Consider the following 17,288-nt stretch of genomic DNA (forward strand, 5'->3'; position numbering starts at 1 on the left):
CTGACGGCTTCGACATGAAGCCTCCCGCGCGCCTCCATCGCGGGCGGGCAGGATGGGGCGAACCAACCGCACGGAGCTTCCGATGACCCGTTCCCCCACCCGCCTCGCCGCCGCCCTGCTGGCCGGCACCGCGCTGGGCGGCCTCGCCACCTTCTGGCAGGGCGGGCTGCACGCCCAGCCCCAGGCGCCCGCCGCCATCACCCGCGCCCTGGCGCCCCAGGCCGGCTTCGCCGACCTGGTGCAGCAGGTGCAGCCCGCCGTGGTGTCCATCCAGGTCACGGGGCGCGCCCAGGCCGAGGGGCCGATGGGCCCGGCCCGCGCCGTGCGCGGCCTGGGCAGCGGCTTCGTGATGGACGCCGAGGGCCACGTGGTCACCAACGCCCACGTGGTGGCCAACGCCCAGCAGGTGCGCGTGACCCTGGCCGACGGGCGGGAGCTGCCGGCGCGCCTGCTCGGCACCGACCCGCGCACCGACCTGGCGCTGCTGAAGGTGGAGGCCGGCGCGCCGCTGCCCTTCCTGCGCTTCGGCGACAGCGACGCGGTGCGGGTGGGCGACTGGGTGGTGGCGGTGGGCAGCCCCTTCGGGCTGAACGCCACCGTGACCGCCGGCATCCTGTCGGCCCGCGGCCGGGAAATCGGCCAGGGCCCCTATGACGACTTCCTGCAGGTGGACGCGCCGATCAACAGCGGCAACTCGGGCGGGCCGCTCTTCGCGCAGGATGGCAGCGTGGTGGGGGTGAACACCGCCATCTACTCGCCCACCGGCGGGTCGGTGGGCATCGGCTTCGCCATCCCCTCGCGCATCGTGCAGCAGGTCGCGGCGCAGCTGAAGGCGCAGGGCCGGGTGGACCGCGGCTTCCTGGGCGTCACCACGCAGCCGATGAGCGCGGCGCTGGCCACCGCGCTGGGCCTGCCCGACGCGCAGGGCGCCCTGGTGGCGGAAGTCGGCGCCGGCACGCCGGCCGCGCGCGGCGGGCTGCGCGCGGGCGACGTGGTGCTGGCGGTGGGCGGGCAGCGCGTGCGCGACCCGCGTGCCCTGGCCCGCCAGGTGGCCGAGGTCCCGGCCGGGCAGGACGCCCGCCTGACCGTGCGCCGCAACGGCGCCGAGCAGGAGGTGGTGGTGCGCCTGGGCGAGATGCCCGACGCCCGTGTGGTCAATGCCCGCGCCGAGGCGCGCGAGGGCACCGCCCAGCGCGCCCCGCTGGGGCTGGCCCTGGCGCCGTCGCCCAAGGGCGAGGGCGCGGTGGTGGCGCAGCTGCGCCCCGGCTCGCCCGCCGCGGAGGCCGGGCTGCGGCCGGGCGACGTCATCCTGGAGGTGGCGGGCCGGCCCGTCGCCTCGCCGGAGGCGGCGGTGCAGGCGCTGCGCGGCGCCGGCGGCCCGGTGGCGCTGCGGGTGCAGCGCGAGGGGCAGTCGCTGTTCCTGGCGCTGACCCCCGCGGCCTGACGGGCGGCCGGTCAGCCCGCCGGCTTGGCCGGCAGCCGGCTGAACAGGTGGTTGCGCCAGGCCGGCGGCAGCGCCCCGGCCAGGCGCGCCCCGAGGTAGAGCGGCCAGGGAAAGGCCACCCGCAGCCTGCCCTGGCCGATGCCGCGCAGGATGCGGCGCGCCGCGTCGTCGGGCTCCATCAGCAGGGGCATGGGGAAGGGGTTGCGCGCCGTCATCGGCGTGCGGACGTAGCCGGGGCAGATGGCGTGCAGCCGGATGCCGCGGCGGCGCTCGGTGGCGTCGGTCGCCTCGGCCCAGCGCTGCACCGCCGCCTTGGATGCGCCATAGGCCGGCGCGCCCGGCAGCGCCACGAAGGCGGCCAGCGAGGCCACCACCGCCACCCGCCCGCGCAGCCCGTCCGGTCCCGGCGCCTGCTCCGCCATGGCGGCGATGGCGGGCAGGGCGGTGTTCAGCACCCCGGTCACGTTGGTGGCGAAGACGGCGCGGGCCTGTTCCGGCGGCTCGGTGGCGGTGCCGGTGCCGGCGCTGATGCCGGCGTTGCAGATGGCCAGGCGGATGTCGCCGCAGCCCTGCACCCAGGCGGCCATGGCGGCGGGATCCGTCACGTCCTGCACCGATTCCGTCACGCGGGCGCCGCGGGCGCGGCAGTCGGCGGCCACCGCAGCCAGGCGCGGCGCATCGCGCCCGCCCAGGTGCAGCACGGCTCCGGGCGCGGCGCAGGCCCGCGCCAGGGCGGCGCCGAGGCCGGATGAGGCGCCGGTGATGAGCGTGGCCATGCTGGACTCCCTGGAGCGGGCGCGGGAAACAGCGCCCATGGCGCTTTCCAGCATGACGGGCTTCGCGCGCGAAGCCGGCACCCTGCCCGACGGCACCCCCTGGGCCTGGGAGCTGCGCTCGGTGAACGGGCGGGACCTGTCGCTGCGCTTCCGCACGCCGGCGGGGATGGAGGCGCTGGAGGCCGCCGCGCGCGAGGAGGCGGGCAAGGCGCTGCGGCGCGGCAACATCCACGCCGCCCTGGCGCTGGCGCGCGAAACCCGCCCCGTGCTGCGCCCGGACCCCGAGGCGCTGGAGCGCGCGGTGGCGATGGCGCGGGAGCTGGCGCTGCGCCTGGGCAGCCCGCCGCCGCGCGCCGAGGCGCTGCTGGCCCTGCCCGGGGTGATGCGCGCCGAGGCCGCCGAGCCCGACCCGGCCGAGGAGGAGGCCCGCCGCCTCGCCCTGCTGGGTGGCTTCCGCCGCGCCGCCGCTGCCCTGGCCGCCAGCCGGCGCGAGGAGGGGGGGCGGCTGCACGCGGTGCTGGAGGGGCTGCTGGACGAGGTCGCCGCCCTGGCCGCCGCCGCCCGCGCCGAGGCCGCCGCGCAGCCCCAGGCCCAGGCGGCGCGGCTGCGCGAATCGCTGGCCCGGCTGCTGGGCGGCGACAGCCGCATCCCCGAGGAACGCCTGGCGCAGGAGGTCGCGCTGCTGGCCGCGCGCAGCGACGTGCGGGAGGAGCTGGACCGGCTGGACAGCCACGTCGCCGCCGCCCGCGCCCTGCTGGCGCAGGGCCGCGAGGTGGGGCGCAAGCTGGACTTCCTGTGCCAGGAATTCGTACGCGAGGCGAACACCCTCTGCTCCAAGAGCGCGAGCGCGGAGCTGACGCGGCTGGGGCTGGAGCTGAAGGCGGCGGTGGAGCGGCTGAAGGAGCAGGCGGCCAATGTCGAGTGAGGCGCGCCGCGGCGTCTGCCTGGTGCTGGCCGCCGCGCCCGGCGGCGGCAAGACCAGCGTCTCCCGCGCGCTGCTGGAAAGCGAGCCGGAGCTGACGCTGAGCATCAGCGCCACCACCCGCCCGCCGCGCCCCGGCGAGCAGGAAGGCGTGCACTACTTCTTCCGCAGCCCGGAGGAGTTCGCGGCCATGGCCGAGCGGGGAGAATTGCTTGAGCACGCCCGCTTCCTGGACCGCGCCTACGGCACGCCGCGCGCCCCGGTGGAAGCGGCGCTGGCCGCCGGGCGGGACGTGCTGTTCGACATCGAGTGGCAGGGCCACCGCCAGCTGAAGGAGAAGATGCCGCAGGACGTGGTGGGCATCTTCCTGCTGCCGCCCTCCATGGCCGAGCTGGAGCGCCGCCTGCGCGGCCGCGCCACCGAGGCGGAGGAGGAGATCCGCCGCCGCATGGAGGCCTCCCGCGAGGAGATGCGGCACTGGGACGAGTTCGACCACGTGCTGGTGAACGCCGACTTCGCCGCCTGCGTGGCCGAGGCGCGGGCGGTGCTGCACGCCGCGCGCACCCACCGCACGCGCCAGCCGGGGCTGGCCGCGCTGGTGCGCAGCCTGCTGGGATGACCGCGCTGGGGACCGTGCTGGCCATCGCCGCGCCGGTCTTCCTGGTGATCGGCGCGGGCTACCTGGCGGCGGCGCGGGGGCTGGTGGACCCGGCGGGCTTCCGCGGCCTGAACGCCTTCGCCTTCAACCTGGCGGCGCCGGCGCTGCTGTTCGCCGGGGGCACCGCGGGGCATGCCGGCGGCGGCGGGGCGGCGCTGGCCTTCTTCCTGGGCGCGGCGGCGCTGTACCTGCCCACGCTGCTGCTGGCCCGCCCGCGGCTGGGGCTGGCCCGGGCCGGCACGCTGGCGCTGGACGCCACCTTCGGCAACACGGTGATGATGGGCATCCCCCTGGTGGCGGCCGCCTTCGGGCAGGCGGGGCTGGCGATCCTGGTGGCCATCCTGGCGCTGCATTCCATGGTGATCCTCGGCACGGCCACGGTGGTGGCGGAGGTGGCCGCCCACCCCGGCGCGCGGCCCTGGAGCCTGCTGCGCGCCACGCTGGGCGGGGTGCTGCGCAACCCCATCGTCATGGCTGTGCTGCTGGCGCTGGTGTGGTCCTCCCTCGCGCTGCCGGTGCCGGGGCCGCTGCGGCGCACGCTGGAATTGCTGGGGGCGGCGGCGCCGCCGGTCAGCCTGTTCTGCCTCGGCGGCTCGCTGGCGGCGTTCCGCGCCACCGGGGCGGCGCGCACCGGGCTGGTGGCGGCGCTGAAGCTGCTGGCCCTGCCGCTGCTGGTCTGGGGGTTCTGCCGCGCGCTGGCCTTGCCGCCGCTGGACACCGCGGTGGCGGTGGTGACGGCCGCCCTGCCCACCGGCGCCAACGCCTTCCTGATGGCCCGCCGCTACGCCACCGGGGCGGAGGAAAGCGGCGCCGCGGTGCTGGTGACCACGGCGCTGGCCATCGGCACGCTGTCCGCCGCGCTGGCCTTCCTCGCGCCGGCGTGACGCGCCGCCGCGCGGGGGTTTGACGCCGCGCGCCGCCGGGCCATGTTGCGCCGCATGATGCTCCGTCGCGCCCTCCTCGCCTCCGCCCTCGCCGCGCCAGCCGCCTCCCGGCCGCTGGGGGCGCAGCCCGCCCGCAACCCGGTCCGCCTCGTGGTGCCCTTCCCGGCGGGCGGGGCGACCGATTCCATCTCGCGCCTCTACGCCCCGGTGCTGGCGGCCAAGCTGGGCGAGCCGGTGGTGATCGAGAACCGCCCCGGCGGCGGCGGCATCCCGGCGGCCGAAGCGGTGACGCGCGCCGCCCCGGACGGGCTGACCCTGCTGTTCACCACCTCCTCCACCCATTCGGTGCAGCCGGCGGTGAACCCGCGCGGCCTGCCCTACGACCCCGAGCGCGACTTCACCCCGCTGGCGCTGATCTGCGGCACGCCCTCCATCGTGCTGATCTCCTCCACCATCCCCGCCACCACGCTGGGCGAGTTCATCGCCTGGGCGCGGCAGCGGCGCGGGCAGGTGAACTACGGCTCCTCCGGCGTCGGCACCGCGCCGCACCTGAACGGCGCCCTGCTGGACGTGCTGGCCGACCTGGGCATGGAGCACGTGCCCTATCGCGGCACCGGGCAGGTCTATGCCGAGATGCGCCGGGGCGAGGTGCACGTGCTGCTCGACAGCCCTTCCACCGCCGCGCCGCACCTGCAATCCGGCGCGGTGCGCGCCGTGGCCGTCACCTGGGCCGAGCGCACGGAGCTGGTGCCCGGCGTGCCCACCACGGCGGAGGCCGGGCTGCCCGGGCTGCTGACCAACACCTGGTTCGGCCTGTTCGGCCCGGCCCGCCTGCCGGCCGAGGTGAAGGCCCGGCTGGACGCCGCCACCCTCGCGGCGGCGCAGGACGCCGAGTTCCGCCAGCGCCTGTTCGCCCTGGGCGCCGAGGCACGGCCGGGCGGGGCGGAGGTGCTGACCCGCACGGCGCGCGAGGAGCGCGAGCGCTGGGCCGGGCTGGTCCAGCAGCTGCGAATCCAGGTTCAGTAGGGCTCGAGCGCGCCTTCCAGCCCTAACGGCGCCGCCAGCGCCTCCAGGCGGCGCTGCACCGCGTCGCCGGAGAACACGCCTGCCCCCTCGTGCAGGCGCAGCACCAGATGGCGCCCGCGGCGCTCCAGTGCGGTTTCCGCCAGCAGCGCGGGCACGCCGCCGCACAGGGTGAAGGCTAGGCGGAAGGCGGCGCCCAGCACCTCGCAGCGGCGGATGGTGGCGGCCGAGAGCAGGCCGCGCGCCACCGCCATGCCGGGCAGCGCGCCTTCGGCGTCGTAGCGCAGCGCCACCGTCAGCCCCAGGAAGGCGCGGGCATGGTGGTCCAGCCCCACCCCGTGCAGCCGCAGCAGGCGCAGCAGGGATTGCTCGGCGCGGTAATCCGGGTGGTCGCGGCTGCCGGTGTCGGCCACCCAGCAGGCGGCCTCGCGCAGGGTGGCGTCCTCGCCCGGCTCGGCCAGCGGGGCGGTCCAGGCCAGCAGGGCAGGGGGCAGGGCGGCGTCGCGGCCCAGGCGGTGGCCCAGCTCCGCGGCGGCGGCCAGCAGCGGGTCCTGCGCGCGCACGGCGGGCGGCAGGCGGTTGGCGTACCAGCCCTCGCGCAGGCCGTTGCCGCTGAACACCACGCGCGCGGCGCCGGAGGCGCGCAGCAGGCGGCGCAGCGCCACGGCGGCGAAGGGCAGGTCCCCCGCGCGCTTGCTCGGCGCCTCGGGCAGCTTCTCCAGGCTGCGGCGCGGGGTGGTCATCACCACGCCGGCCAGGTCGCGCGCCTCCTCGCGGCGGATGGCGTAGTGGTGGACGATGTGCAGCGGGTAGGCGGTCTGGGCCATGTGCATGCGCGCCAGGGCGCGGAAGGTGCCGCCGACCAGGAACAGGTCCTTCAGCGGCTGCGCGCCCAGCCAGGGCACCGACTTCAGCTCCGCCTCCACGATGCTGCGCGCCCGCGCCAGGTCGCCCTCGGCGCGGTCGCACAGGCGGATGGTGCCGATGGGCAGCGACGCCGCCTCGGCGATGCGGCCCTTCTCCAGCCGCACCAGCTCCAGCGAGCCGCCGCCCAGGTCGCCCAGCACGCCGTCGGCCTGCGGCACGCCCAGCAGCAGCCCCTCGGCCGAGAGCCGGCCCTCCTCCTCGCCCGACAGCAGGCGGATGGCGACGCCGGGCATGGCGTCGGCCACGCTGGCGAGGAAATCCGGGCCGTTGGCGGCGTCGCGCGCGGCGGCGGTGGCCACCAGCTCCAGCGGCGTGGCGCCCATGCCGGCGGCCAGGGCGTGGTAGCGGCGCAGCACCGTCAGCGCCTGGGCCGCCGCCATCGGGTTCAGCCGGCCGGTGGCGTGCAGGCCGCGCCCGAGGCCGAGCACCGCCTTCTCGTTGAAGATGACGTGCGGGTTGCGCTCCAGCCCCTCGTAGACCACGAGGCGCACGGAGTTGGAGCCGAGGTCCACGACCCCGAAGCGTTGGCGGGACAAGGGCGTCAGTCCTGGGTGATGCGGTTCTGCCGGCGGCGCGCCGCCGGGCGCGGCGCCCGGTTGAGCGCGGAGCCGCGCCCCGACAGCGAGGGGTTGGTCATGAAGTAGGCATGGGCGCTGAACTGGTTGGGGTCGGGCTCGCGCCGGGCCCAGTGGCCCTCGCTGTCCAGCTCCCAGCTCTGGGCCGCGTCCTGCAGGTTCACCACCATGATCTGGTCCAGCACCTGGGCGTGCACCGTGGGATTCTCCACCGGCACCATGGTCTCCACCCGCCAGTCCATGTTGCGCGCCATCCAGTCGGCGGAGGAGATCCACACCCGCGCCCGGCGCGAGGGCAGGCGGTGCCCGTTGCCGAACACGGCGATGCGCGAGTGCTCCAGGAAGCGGCCGACGATGGACTTCACGCGGATGTTCTCCGACAGACCCGGCACGCCCGGGCGCAGGCAGCAGATGCCGCGCACGATGCACTCCACCCGCACGCCGGCCTGGGAGGCGCGGTAGAGCGCGTCGATCAGGTCGTTGTCCACCAGGGAGTTCATCTTCAGCCAGATCGCCGCCGGCTTGCCCTGGCGGGCGAAGGCGGCCTCCTGCTCGATCAGGGCCATCAGGGTGGGGCGGATGGTCAGCGGGGCGAAGGCCAGCTTCTCCATCGCTTCCGGCCGGGCATAGCCGGTCATGTAGTTGAACAGCTTGGCGGCGTCGCGCGTCAGCGCCGGGTCGGCGGTGAAGAAGCTGAGGTCGGTGTAGATGCGCGCGGTGATGGGGTGGTAGTTGCCGGTGCCGAAATGCGCGTAGGCGCGGATGCCCGCGCCCTCCTTGCGCACCACCAGGCTGACCTTGGCATGGGTCTTCAGCTCCACGAAGCCGTAGACCACCTGCACCCCCGCCGCCTCCAGCTCGCGCGCCAGGGCGATGTTGCGCTCCTCGTCGAAGCGGGCCTTCAGCTCCACCATCGCGGTCACGCTCTTGCCGGCCTCGGCGGCCTCGATCAGCGCGCGGGCGATCGGGCTGTCGCGGCTGGTGCGGTACAGGGTCTGCTTGATGGCGATGACGGCGGGGTCGCGCGCCGCCTGGCGCAGGAACTGCACCACCACGTCGAAGGATTCATAGGGGTGGTGGACGACGATGTCCTTGGCGCGGATGGCGGCGAAGCAGTCGCCGCCGAAATCCAGGATGCGCTCGGGGAAGCGGGGCGTGTAGGGGGTGAACAGCAGGTCGGGCCGGTCCTCCACGATGAGCTGCTTGAGGTCGGTCACGCCCAGCAGCCCGTCGACGGTGAAGATGGCGCGGCGGTCGGTTTCCAGCTCCTCGGCCACGAACTCCACCATGTCGGCGGGCATGCGCGCCTCCACCGCCAGGCGGATGGCGCGGCCCTTGCGCCGGCGCTTCAGCGCGGATTCGTAGGAGCGCACCAGGTCCTCCGCCTCCTCCTCGAACTCCACGTCGGTGTCGCGGATCAGGCGGAACAGGCCGCGCTCGGCAACGATGAAGCCGGGGAACAGGTGATGGAGGTTCAGCGCCACCACGTCCTCCAGCACGGCGAAGCGGATGGTGGGCTCGCCCTCGCGCCCAGTGGGGGATGGAGGCAGGCGCACGAAGCGGTCCACCTGCGGCGGCAGCGGGATCAGCGCGCGCATGGTGCCGCCATCCTCCTCGCGCACCAGCTTCAGCACCATGCAGATCGCCAGGTTCTGCACGAAGGGGAAGGGGTGCGCCGGGTCCACCGCCAGCGGGGTGAGCACGGGGAAGATGCGCTCTTGGAAATGCGTCTCCAGCCAGGCGATGTCCGGCTCGTCCAGCTCGTCGGCCTCCAGCGCCGCCAGCCCGGCCTCGCGCAGCAGGGCGCGCAGGGTCGTCCAGGCCTGCTGCTGCCGGCCGATGAGCGTGCCGCCGCGCGCCTGGATGGCGGCGAGCTGCTGGGTGGGCGTCAGCCCGTCGGGCGAGAGGGTGGTGACGCCCTCGCGCTCCTGCCCGACCAGACCGGCGACGCGCACGGAGTAGAACTCGTCGAGGTTGGAGCCGGAGATGGCGACGAAGCGCAGCCGCTCCAGCAGCGGGTGCTGCGGGTTGGCCGCTTCCTCCAGCACGCGGGTGTTGAAGTCCAGCCAGGAAAGCTCCCGGTTGAAGAAGCGGTCCGGCGCCATCGCGGCGGGGAAGGGGACGAGCTCGGCCTGGGACATGGGCAGGAGCCTACAGCAGCCGCGGCGCCTCCGGCAGCGGGGCCTCGGCCTCCGTCATCGAAGCGTCATCGGCCAGCAGCGGCGCCAGGGCGGCCTGGGCGACGGCGCGCGTCAGCCGCCCCGCCGCCAGCGAGGCGCGGTCCAGCCGGGCCGCGGCCTCGGCCACGGTGGCGGCGTCGCGCGGCAGGCGGCGGCGCAGCTGGGCCAGCAGGGCGGGGTCGAGCTGGAGCTGCCGCTCGCTGAGCTGCTTGGCCCACAGCGCGCCCAGCAGCGCCTCCGACGGCTCCTCCAGCACGGCCAGGCCCGCGGCGGCGAGGCGCGAGCGCAGGTCGGGCAGCGCCACGCGCCACCGCGCCGGCGGGTGGGGGGCGGCCATCAGCACCGGCACGCCGGCCTCCAGGCAGGCGTTCAGCAGGTGGAACAGGGCGGCTTCCTCGCCCGGCAGGTCGGCCTCGTCCAGCGCGATGCCGCGGGCGGGCGCGCGGGGCACGCCGCGCAGGGCGCGGGCGTCCTCCAGCGCCCAGCCGCGGCGCTGGGCGGCGGCGTGCAGCAGGTGGGTCTTGCCGGTGCCGGGCGGGCCGGCCAGCACCAGCCGGCTATTGGGCCAGCGCGACGGCTCCTCCAGCCAGCGCAGCGCGGCGGCGTTGGAGGCGTCGGGGATGAACTCCTCCGCCCGGAAGGCCGGCGGGCGGAACAGCGGAAGGGCGAGCTGCGACATCGGCGGGGCGCGCGGCGTCAGCGCGGCGGGTCGAGGTAGAGGGGGCTTTCCAGGTAGCGGCGCAGGAAGAACCGCGCCAGCACCCCCACCGCCGCGGCGATGGGCACCGCCAGCAGCACGCCCAGGAAGCCGAAGATGACGCCCCCGGCGAACAGCGCGAAGATGACCCACACCGCGTGCAGCTCCACCCGGTCGCCCAGCAGGCGGGGGTAGATCACGTACCCCTCCACCGTCTGCCCCACCACGAACACCAGGCAGACCAGCAGGATGCCGGCCCCGGTGCCCCATTGCCCGATGGCCAGCAGCACCGCGATGGCGAAGCCGGTGAAGGAGCCGACATAGGGAATGAAGGACAGGATGCCCGCCATCAGCCCCACGATCAGCCCCAGTTCCAGCCCGATGGCGGAAAGCCCGGCGGCGTAGAACACGCCGAGGATGACGCAGCACAGCAGCTGGCCGCGCAGCCAGGCCGACATCACGCGGTCCATGTCGCGCCCCAGCTGGCGCAGCGTGGCGGCGGAGCGGCGGGGCAGCCAGGATTCCAGCCGCGCCAGCAGCCTGGGCCAGTCGCGCAGCAGGTAGAAGGTCACCACCGGCGTCACGATGGCCAGGGTGAACACGTTGAACAGCGCGAAGCCGCCGCCGATCAGCCGCGTCGCCGCGGTGCCGAGCCAGGAGACCATCGCCCCGGCCTGGCCGATGATCAGCTCCCGCAGGCGGGCGTCCACCACCTCCGGTCCGGCCTGCTCCTCCAGGGTCAGCAGGAACTCGCGCAGCTTGCCGCCGATGGTGGCGATGTAGCCGGGCAGGCGGGCCAGCAGCACGCCGATCTGCGACAGCACCAGCGGGTAGAGCAGCAGCACGCCCAGCAGCCCGGCGGCGAGGATCAGCAGCACCAGCAGCCCGGCCGCCAGCCCGCGCGGGATGCCGATGCGCGCCATGCGCGTGGCCACGGGGTCGAGGAAGTAGGCCAGCACCAGCGCCAGCACGAAGGGGGTGAGGATGGCGCTGAACAGCCACAGCGACAGCAGCAGCGCGCCCACCACGCCGCCCAGCAGCAGGGCGCGCTGCCGCGGCGTGGCGTGGCGCGGCTGCGGCCGGCCGCGGCCCGGGGCGGGGTCCGTCACCGGCGGGTGGCCCTGGCGGCGGCGCGGGCATAGGCCAGCAGCGAGAGCACGGTGGTGACCGCTACCAGGACCTGCGCCGGGGCCAGCGCCCAGGCCAGGGCCGGCACCCAGCCGTGCACGAACAGCGCCAGCGCCGCCAGGGCGATCTGCGCGAAGGTGTTGAGCTTGGAGACGCGCAGCGGCGCGATCTCCGGCCGCTGGCCGCGCGCCCACAGCAGGCCGATGCCGCCCAGGATCAGCACCTCGCGCAGCACCACCAGCAGCGCAAGCCAGCCCGCCACCAGCCCCATCAGCGCCAGGGTGACGAAGACGCAGACCAGCAGCGCCTTGTCGGCCAGCGGGTCCAGCATGGCGCCGAGCGGGGAGCGCGCGTCCAGCACCCGCGCCAGCCAGCCGTCCAGCGCGTCCGACAGCCCGGCCAGCAGGAAGCACAGGAAGGCGAGGTCCAGCCGCTGCTGCAGCATCAGCCAGACCGTCGCCGGCACCAGCACCAGCCGGCCCAGCGTGATGAGGTTGGGCAGCAGCGCGAGCCGCCGCCCGGGCGGGGGGTCAGCGCCCGCCGGCAAGGCCGACGCGCCAGGCCGGGCCGGCGCCGTCCACCCAGATGCCCGAGTCCATCAAGGCGGACTGCGCCTCGCCGGGCTGGGAGCGGAGCGACAGGCGCAGGCGCGCGGCGTCCATGGAGATGGCCTCCAGCTGCATTCCGGCCACGGCGGGGTTGGCCAGCAGGCGGCGCCGCAGCTCCAGCCATTCCGCTAGGCCGCCGGCGAAGCTGGTGGTGGCCGCGATGGAGGCGACCGCGGCGGCGGGCGCCGAACCCGTCGCGGGGTCGGCGGCGCGGGACGGCGGCGGCACCTGGCCGGGCAGGGCGGCGATGCCCGGCGCGCGCGTCAGCCCCGCCGTGCCGGAGGCGAACTGCACCGTCAGCCGCCCGACATAGCGCGTGGGCGTGGTGCGCTCGCTCTCGACGATGATGGCGCTGACCATGGATTCGAGCTGCGAATCGGAGGGGTTCTGCGTGGAGCCGGTGGCCGCGGCCAGGCGCTGCCAGGCGGCGCGGCGGGCGGCGGCGAAGGCGCGCTCGCGCGCCTGCACGGCGTTGTCCGCCGTCGCCTCGGCGGGGATGCCACGCTGGACAAGGGGGTTGTCCTGTCCCCATGCAGGGGGGCACAAGGCGGCGAGGAGAAGGCAGGCGAGCAGGGCAACGCGGCGGGTGAGAATCGTCATCGTCGGGTTCCCCATCATCTCCCCTCCCCCAACGCCATACCGCATCGGAGGCTTCCCTGACCAGTTCCGGCAAGAATGGCCTGACCTACGCCGAGGCCGGCGTGGACATCGAGGCCGGCGACGCCCTGGTGGAGCGCATCAAGCCGCACGCGAAGGCGACGGACCGGCCGGGCACCATGGGGGGCTTGGGTGGCTTCGGCGCGCTGTTCGACCTCAAGGCGGCCGGCTTCACCGACCCCGTGCTGGTCAGCAGCACGGATGGCGTGGGCACCAAGCTGCGCCTGGCCATCGAGGCCGGCGCGCATGACACGGTCGGCGTGGACCTGGTGGCGATGTGCGTGAACGACCTGGTGGTGCAGGGCGCCGAGCCGCTGTTCTTCCTGGACTACTTCGCCACCGGCAAGCTGGAGGTGGAGCAGGCCGCCCGCGTGGTGGCCGGCATCGCCCGCGGCTGCGCCGAATCCGGCTGCGCCCTGGTGGGCGGCGAGACCGCCGAGATGCCCGGCATGTACGGGGGCGGCGACTACGACCTGGCCGGCTTCGCCGTCGGCGCGGCGGAGCGCGGCGCCCTGCTGCCGAAGCAGGTGCAGGCGGGCGACGCGCTGGTGGGCATCGCCTCCTCCGGCGTGCATTCCAACGGCTTCTCCCTGGTGCGGCGCGTGCTGGCCCATGCGGGGGCGGCGCTGGACGCCCCGGCGCCCTTCGCGGAAGGGCAGACGCTCGCCGAGGCGCTGCTGGCGCCCACGCGGCTCTACGTGAAGCCGGTGCTGGCGCTGCACCGGGCGGGGCTGGTGCAGGCCGCCGCCCACATCACCGGTGGCGGGCTGCCCGGCAACCTGCCGCGCGTGCTGCCGAAGGGGATGCGCGCGGTGGTGCAGGGCGGCTCCTGGCCGGTGCCGCCGGTGTTCCGCTGGCTGGCCCAGGCGGGCGGCGTGGAGGAGGCGGAGATGCTGCGCGTGTTCAACTGCGGCATCGGCATGGTGCTGGCGGTGCGCGAGGAGGACGTGCCCGCCGCGATCATCGCCCTGCAATCCGCCGGGCAGGAGGCCTGGCGCATCGGCCGGCTGGAGGAAGGCGAGCCCGGGGTGGAGATGGCCGGGAGCATCTGGGGATGAAGCCGCGCGTCGGCGTGCTGATCTCCGGCCGCGGCTCCAACATGGCGGCCCTGCTGGCGGCGGCGCGCCTGCCGGACTACCCGGCCGACGTGGCGCTGGTGGTGGCCAACCGCGCCGATGCCGGGGGGCTGGAACTGGCGCGTGCCGCCGGGGTGCCCACCGTCGTGGTGCCCAGCAAGGGCCGCCCCCGCGACGCCTTCGAGGCGGATCTGCAGGCGGCGCTGGAGGGCGCGGGGGTGCGGCTGGTGGCGCTGGCCGGCTTCATGCGCGTGCTGTCGGCGGGCTTCACCCGCGCCTGGGAGGGACGGATGGTCAACATCCACCCCTCGCTGCTGCCCAGCTTCCCGGGGCTGGACACCCACGCCCGCGCCCTGGCCGCCGGGGTGCGGCTGCATGGCTGCACCGTGCACTTCGTCACCCCCGGGGTGGATGAGGGGCCGATCATCGCCCAGGCGGCGGTGCCGGTGCTGGAGGGCGACGACGCGGACACCCTGGCGGCGCGGGTGCTGGCGCAGGAACACCGCCTGTACCCCGCGGCCCTGGCCTGGGTGGCGGCGGGCCATGCCTGGCTGGAGGACGGGCGCTGCGCCGTGGCGGCCGCCGGCGCGGGGGAGGCGGCGCTGTGCAACCCCTTGCCCGAAATCACCGGGCTTCCTACACACGCCGGAAGCGATTGAAGGAACGCGCCATGGCCCAGCAGACCACCGAGATCGAGCTCATCCCCGTCACGGCGCAGGACATCATGGGCGAGCGCAAGGCGATGTACGGCGCCTTCGTGGCCAGCATTCCCTGGGCCATCGGCGCGACCGTCGCCGTGCTGGTCGGCATCTACCTGTTCTGGGGCTGAGGCCCGGTCCCGGCCGGGGCTGAGCCCGGCCGGTCTTCCGCGGCGGTCAGGCCGGGGCGCCCAGGCGCCGCTCGGCGATCTGCTGCTTCATGGACTTCTGCAGCTTCTCGAAGGCGCGCACCTCGATCTGGCGCACGCGCTCGCGGCTGATGTTGTACTGCTGGCTCAGCTCCTCCAGCGTCGTCGGCTCGTCCTTCAGGCGCCGCTCGATCAGGATGTGGCGCTCGCGCTCGTTCAGGGTCTTGAGCGCGCCGTTGAGCATGTCCTTGCGGTTGGACATGTCCTCGCTCTCGGCCAGCGTGGTTTCCTGGCTCTCGCCCTCGTCCACCAGCCAGTCCTGCCACTCGCCCTCGCTGTCCGCCCGCACCGGGGCGTTCAGGCTGTTGTCGGGGGCGGAGAGGCGGCGGTTCATGCTCACCACGTCCTGCTCGGGCACCTGCAGGGTCTTGGCGATCTTGGCCACCACCTCGGGCTGCAGGTCGCCATCCTCCAGCGCCGCCATCTGGCCCTTCAGCCGGCGCAGGTTGAAGAACAGCTTCTTCTGCGAGGCGGTGGTGCCCATCTTCACCAGCGACCAGGAGTGCAGGATGTATTCCTGGATGGCGGCGCGGATCCACCACATGGCGTAGGTGGCCAGGCGGAAGCCGCGGTCCGGGTCGAACCGCTTCACCGCCTGCATCATGCCGACGTTGCCCTCGCTGATCAGCTCGCCCACCGGCAGGCCGTAGCCGCGGTAGCCCATGGCGATCTTGGCGACCAGCCGCAGGTGGGAGGTGACGAGCTTGTGGGCCGCCTGCTCGTCCCCGTTGTCCCGCCAGCGCTTGGCGAGGTTCAGCTCCTCCTCGGGGGCGAGCATGGGGAACTTGCGGATCTCCTGCAGGTAGCGGGAGAGGTTGCCCTCAGGGGCAATGGGGATGCTCAGGGACGCCATGCGTGAAAGAGCCTTCCTTCCTGGCCGGGACGCCCCGAGACGGCGGCGCCTGCGGCCCCTTTGCTGCCGGAACGCTCCGGGCCCGCCCTGGCTGCATCCACCCCGGTCTCGCAAGGGGGCAGTGGCAGCGGCCAGGGTTCGGATCGGCACCCGGATGCGCAACGACTTTCCGTGGATTCATAACTGAAGTCGCGCGGCTTGTCCACCAAAACCGACCAATCTGGTCGGATTACCCGCGCAGGACAGCGAGCAGGGCCTGGAAATCGGCTGGCGGCTCGGAGGAGAACTCTAGCAGAGTTTTCGTCGTCGGGTGGTTAAATCGCAGCGAGGCGGCGTGCAGCGCCTGGCGCGGAAAGGCCAGGGCGGCGTCCCGTGCCGCCTCGGGCAGGGCGCGGGCGGCGGCGGGCAGGCGGCGAAGGTAGACCGGGTCGCCGATCAGGGGATGGCCCAGATGGGCCAGGTGGACGCGGATCTGGTGGGTGCGCCCGGTCAGCAGCTTGCAGCGCACCAGGGCGGCGGCGCCGTGCAGCGGCTCCAGCGTGGCGTAGCGGGTGATGGCGTGCTTGCCCTGGCGCGCCCCGCCGCGTTCCACCACGGCCATGCGCTTGCGGTCGGTGGGGTGGCGGCCGATGGCGGCCTCCACCTCGCCCTCGGCCGGGCGGGGCAGGCCCCAGACCAGGGCGCGGTATTCCCGGTCCAGGTCGCGATGGAGGAAGGCGGCCGACAGCGCCTCGTGCGCCGCCTGGGTCTTGGCCACCACCATGATGCCCGAGGTGTCCTTGTCGAGGCGGTGGACGATGCCCGGGCGCGCCTCGCCGCCGATGCCTTCCAGCTCCTCGCCCGCATGGGCCAGCAGGGCGTTCACCAGCGTACCGTCGGCGTGGCCGGGGGCGGGGTGGACCACCAGCCCGGCCGGCTTGTCGAGCACGAGGAGGTCGCGGTCCTCGAACAGGATGTCCAGCGGGATGTCCTGCGCGGCCGGCGCGGCGGGGCGGGGCGGGGGCACCGCCAGCGCGTAGGTGGCGCCGGGGCGCACCGCCTCCGAGGGGTCGCGCGTCTCGGCGCCGTCGCGGCTGGCCTGTCCGGCCTCGACCAGCGCCTTGACGCGCGAGCGCGACAGGCCGTTCAACCGGGTGGCCAGGAAGCGGTCGAGGCGTTCGCCCCGGTCCGATTCGCCGGCGGTGACGGAATGGGTTTCGGCGGAGGCCACGATGCGCGCGCTCAAGGTCCTGGTGGTGGGGATGGGGGTGCTGATCGTCGCGGGCACCGTGACCCTTGTGGTGCTGCTCGTCCAGCGGGCCGGCGGCGGGCGCGGCGGCGAGATGGCGCCGCGGGTGGCGCTGGACCTGCCGGCGGGGGCGCAGATCGTGTCCGTCTCGGGCGCGGGCGAGCGCTTCGCGGTGCATGTGCGCGGCCCGGCCGGCGAGTGGGTGGTGCTGGTGGATGCGCGCACCGGCCGCCCGGTGGGTGAGCTGCGGCCGGGCGGGGCGGTGCCGACGCGCTGATGGCCCACCGCAAGCCCCACCTGCCGGAGAAGACCTGCCAGGCCTGCGGCCGGCCCTTCGCCTGGCGGAAGAAATGGGCGCGGGACTGGGAGAATGTGCGCTACTGCTCCGACGCGTGCCGCACCGGGCGACATTCCGCCGCCACCGGGGTTGCGCGGAAGGACGGCGGGCGTTAGAGAGCCGCCCACAGGCCACGTCCCCTTCGTCTAGAGGCCTAGGACACCGCCCTCTCACGGCGGCAACACGGGTTCGAATCCCGTAGGGGACGCCAGTCTTTCCCAGTGATCGAACGAAGCCGGGGCCACCATCGTCAGGATGGTTGCCTGGGGCGGCACCCTGCGCCCGGCGCCGGTCGGGCCGCCCGGTAGCCATTGGGGGCGGCGCCCAGGCTGGCCCCGCTGCTTTCCCTCGGCGCGGCTGCTAGGGTTCGCACCGGCCGGCGGTCCGCGCGCCCGCGTGGGGGCCGTC

The 17,288-nt window shown here is 75.0% G+C and carries 19 protein-coding genes and 1 tRNA gene; 11 read left to right on the plus strand and 9 right to left on the minus strand.

The features are described 5' to 3' along the window. The first annotated feature begins 82 nt into the window (after positions 1-82). Positions 83-1,444: a Do family serine endopeptidase gene (locus ACI6QG_RS00155; RefSeq protein ID WP_407022534.1), complete on the plus strand. Its 1,362-nt coding sequence runs from the start codon at positions 83-85 to the stop codon at positions 1,442-1,444. Positions 1,445-1,455: 11 nt separating this feature from the next. Here the strand turns inward: ACI6QG_RS00155 and ACI6QG_RS00160 are convergent, their stop codons facing one another. Beyond that, the gene (locus tag ACI6QG_RS00160) at positions 1,456-2,220 is read right to left on the minus strand and encodes an SDR family NAD(P)-dependent oxidoreductase (protein WP_407022535.1); all 765 of its coding nucleotides are present in this window, start codon (positions 2,218-2,220) and stop codon (positions 1,456-1,458) included. Here ACI6QG_RS00160 and ACI6QG_RS00165 point away from each other — a divergent pair. From ACI6QG_RS00165 to ACI6QG_RS00180, 4 genes are read left to right on the plus strand one after another with little or no spacing between them, the layout of a single operon-like run. Beyond that, positions 2,207-3,145, plus strand: a complete 939-nt coding sequence (locus ACI6QG_RS00165) for a YicC/YloC family endoribonuclease (protein ID WP_407022536.1) — start codon at positions 2,207-2,209, stop codon at positions 3,143-3,145. The genes ACI6QG_RS00160 and ACI6QG_RS00165 overlap by 14 nt on opposite strands. Then, complete coding sequence (gene gmk / locus ACI6QG_RS00170; RefSeq protein WP_407022537.1) at positions 3,135-3,761, plus strand: guanylate kinase; 627 nt, start codon at positions 3,135-3,137, stop codon at positions 3,759-3,761. The genes ACI6QG_RS00165 and gmk overlap by 11 nt, the downstream gene beginning before the upstream one ends. Next, positions 3,758-4,684 carry an AEC family transporter gene (locus ACI6QG_RS00175; protein WP_407022538.1) on the plus strand — a complete coding sequence of 309 codons (927 nt, stop codon included), beginning with the start codon at positions 3,758-3,760 and terminating at the stop codon, positions 4,682-4,684. The genes gmk and ACI6QG_RS00175 overlap by 4 nt, the downstream gene beginning before the upstream one ends. A 54-nt stretch (positions 4,685-4,738) precedes the next feature. After that, positions 4,739-5,710: a Bug family tripartite tricarboxylate transporter substrate binding protein gene (locus tag ACI6QG_RS00180; RefSeq protein WP_407022539.1), complete on the plus strand. Its 972-nt coding sequence runs from the start codon at positions 4,739-4,741 to the stop codon at positions 5,708-5,710. On the opposite strand, the gene ACI6QG_RS00185 is transcribed toward ACI6QG_RS00180, so the two are convergent. From ACI6QG_RS00185 to ACI6QG_RS00210, 6 genes are read right to left on the minus strand one after another with little or no spacing between them, the layout of a single operon-like run. Continuing rightward, positions 5,704-7,170, minus strand: coding sequence for a Ppx/GppA phosphatase family protein (locus ACI6QG_RS00185; protein WP_407022540.1), 1,467 nt, complete (start codon positions 7,168-7,170; stop codon positions 5,704-5,706). The two genes, ACI6QG_RS00180 and ACI6QG_RS00185, sit on opposite strands and share 7 nt — an antisense overlap. A 5-nt stretch (positions 7,171-7,175) precedes the next feature. Next, positions 7,176-9,350 carry an RNA degradosome polyphosphate kinase gene (locus tag ACI6QG_RS00190; protein ID WP_407022541.1) on the minus strand — a complete coding sequence of 725 codons (2,175 nt, stop codon included), beginning with the start codon at positions 9,348-9,350 and terminating at the stop codon, positions 7,176-7,178. A 10-nt stretch (positions 9,351-9,360) separates the two neighbouring features. After that, the gene (locus ACI6QG_RS00195; RefSeq protein ID WP_407022542.1) at positions 9,361-10,068 is read right to left on the minus strand and encodes a P-loop NTPase family protein; all 708 of its coding nucleotides are present in this window, start codon (positions 10,066-10,068) and stop codon (positions 9,361-9,363) included. Positions 10,069-10,085: 17 nt separating this feature from the next. After that, positions 10,086-11,195: an AI-2E family transporter gene (locus ACI6QG_RS00200; RefSeq protein WP_407022543.1), complete on the minus strand. Its 1,110-nt coding sequence runs from the start codon at positions 11,193-11,195 to the stop codon at positions 10,086-10,088. Continuing rightward, entirely contained in the window at positions 11,192-11,761 is a 570-nt protein-coding gene (locus tag ACI6QG_RS00205; RefSeq protein WP_407022544.1) for a CDP-alcohol phosphatidyltransferase family protein, read from the minus strand. Before ACI6QG_RS00205 ends, ACI6QG_RS00200 begins: the two co-directional genes overlap by 4 nt. After that, the gene (locus ACI6QG_RS00210) at positions 11,745-12,422 is read right to left on the minus strand and encodes a hypothetical protein (protein ID WP_407022545.1); all 678 of its coding nucleotides are present in this window, start codon (positions 12,420-12,422) and stop codon (positions 11,745-11,747) included. Before ACI6QG_RS00210 ends, ACI6QG_RS00205 begins: the two co-directional genes overlap by 17 nt. 56 nt (positions 12,423-12,478) lie before the next feature. Here ACI6QG_RS00210 and purM point away from each other — a divergent pair, with 56 nt between their 5' ends. The 3 genes from purM to ACI6QG_RS00225 are packed head-to-tail and all read left to right on the plus strand — an operon-like array spanning position 12,479 to position 14,384. Beyond that, a complete protein-coding gene (purM, locus tag ACI6QG_RS00215; protein WP_407023032.1) occupies positions 12,479-13,537 on the plus strand; it encodes a phosphoribosylformylglycinamidine cyclo-ligase in 1,059 nt (352 codons plus the stop codon). Next, the gene (gene purN / locus ACI6QG_RS00220) at positions 13,534-14,214 is read left to right on the plus strand and encodes a phosphoribosylglycinamide formyltransferase (RefSeq protein WP_407022546.1); all 681 of its coding nucleotides are present in this window, start codon (positions 13,534-13,536) and stop codon (positions 14,212-14,214) included. The genes purM and purN overlap by 4 nt, the downstream gene beginning before the upstream one ends. Positions 14,215-14,225: 11 nt before the next feature. Continuing rightward, entirely contained in the window at positions 14,226-14,384 is a 159-nt protein-coding gene (locus ACI6QG_RS00225; protein WP_407022547.1) for a preprotein translocase subunit SecE, read from the plus strand. A 46-nt stretch (positions 14,385-14,430) separates the two neighbouring features. Here ACI6QG_RS00225 and rpoH read toward each other — a convergent pair whose 3' ends face one another. Together rpoH and ACI6QG_RS00235 are read right to left on the minus strand one after the other, a co-directional pair. Next, entirely contained in the window at positions 14,431-15,315 is an 885-nt protein-coding gene (gene rpoH / locus ACI6QG_RS00230) for an RNA polymerase sigma factor RpoH (protein ID WP_407022548.1), read from the minus strand. A 229-nt stretch (positions 15,316-15,544) separates the two neighbouring features. Then, positions 15,545-16,540, minus strand: a complete 996-nt coding sequence (locus ACI6QG_RS00235; RefSeq protein ID WP_407022549.1) for an RluA family pseudouridine synthase — start codon at positions 16,538-16,540, stop codon at positions 15,545-15,547. Between ACI6QG_RS00235 and ACI6QG_RS00240 the strand changes: the two genes are divergently transcribed. The 3 genes from ACI6QG_RS00240 (at position 16,527) to ACI6QG_RS00250 (ending at position 17,091) form a co-directional block, all read left to right on the plus strand. Continuing rightward, positions 16,527-16,820, plus strand: coding sequence for a DUF6476 family protein (locus ACI6QG_RS00240; RefSeq protein ID WP_407022550.1), 294 nt, complete (start codon positions 16,527-16,529; stop codon positions 16,818-16,820). The two genes, ACI6QG_RS00235 and ACI6QG_RS00240, sit on opposite strands and share 14 nt — an antisense overlap. Beyond that, complete coding sequence (locus ACI6QG_RS00245; RefSeq protein ID WP_407022551.1) at positions 16,820-16,996, plus strand: DUF2256 domain-containing protein; 177 nt, start codon at positions 16,820-16,822, stop codon at positions 16,994-16,996. Before ACI6QG_RS00240 ends, ACI6QG_RS00245 begins: the two co-directional genes overlap by 1 nt. 19 nt (positions 16,997-17,015) lie before the next feature. Next, a tRNA-Glu gene (locus ACI6QG_RS00250) sits at positions 17,016-17,091 on the plus strand. Positions 17,092-17,288 lie beyond the last annotated feature (197 nt).

The organism is Sabulicella flocculans (assembly GCF_045449635.1).
GTDB lineage: Bacteria > Pseudomonadota > Alphaproteobacteria > Acetobacterales > Acetobacteraceae > Roseococcus.

Coding starts and splice junctions, on each gene's coding strand:
- ACI6QG_RS00245 (WP_407022551.1), top strand. CDS start 16,820: ATGGCCCACCGCAAGCCCCACCTGCCGGAGAAGACCTGCCAGGCCTGC.
- gmk (WP_407022537.1), top strand. CDS start 3,135: ATGTCGAGTGAGGCGCGCCGCGGCGTCTGCCTGGTGCTGGCCGCCGCG.
- ACI6QG_RS00155 (WP_407022534.1), top strand. CDS start 83: ATGACCCGTTCCCCCACCCGCCTCGCCGCCGCCCTGCTGGCCGGCACC.
- ACI6QG_RS00195 (WP_407022542.1), bottom strand. CDS start 10,068: ATGTCGCAGCTCGCCCTTCCGCTGTTCCGCCCGCCGGCCTTCCGGGCG.
- purN (WP_407022546.1), top strand. CDS start 13,534: ATGAAGCCGCGCGTCGGCGTGCTGATCTCCGGCCGCGGCTCCAACATG.
- ACI6QG_RS00190 (WP_407022541.1), bottom strand. CDS start 9,350: ATGTCCCAGGCCGAGCTCGTCCCCTTCCCCGCCGCGATGGCGCCGGAC.
- ACI6QG_RS00240 (WP_407022550.1), top strand. CDS start 16,527: ATGCGCGCGCTCAAGGTCCTGGTGGTGGGGATGGGGGTGCTGATCGTC.
- ACI6QG_RS00160 (WP_407022535.1), bottom strand. CDS start 2,220: ATGGCCACGCTCATCACCGGCGCCTCATCCGGCCTCGGCGCCGCCCTG.
- ACI6QG_RS00225 (WP_407022547.1), top strand. CDS start 14,226: ATGGCCCAGCAGACCACCGAGATCGAGCTCATCCCCGTCACGGCGCAG.
- ACI6QG_RS00210 (WP_407022545.1), bottom strand. CDS start 12,422: ATGACGATTCTCACCCGCCGCGTTGCCCTGCTCGCCTGCCTTCTCCTC.
- rpoH (WP_407022548.1), bottom strand. CDS start 15,315: ATGGCGTCCCTGAGCATCCCCATTGCCCCTGAGGGCAACCTCTCCCGC.
- ACI6QG_RS00165 (WP_407022536.1), top strand. CDS start 2,207: ATGAGCGTGGCCATGCTGGACTCCCTGGAGCGGGCGCGGGAAACAGCG.
- ACI6QG_RS00180 (WP_407022539.1), top strand. CDS start 4,739: ATGATGCTCCGTCGCGCCCTCCTCGCCTCCGCCCTCGCCGCGCCAGCC.
- ACI6QG_RS00175 (WP_407022538.1), top strand. CDS start 3,758: ATGACCGCGCTGGGGACCGTGCTGGCCATCGCCGCGCCGGTCTTCCTG.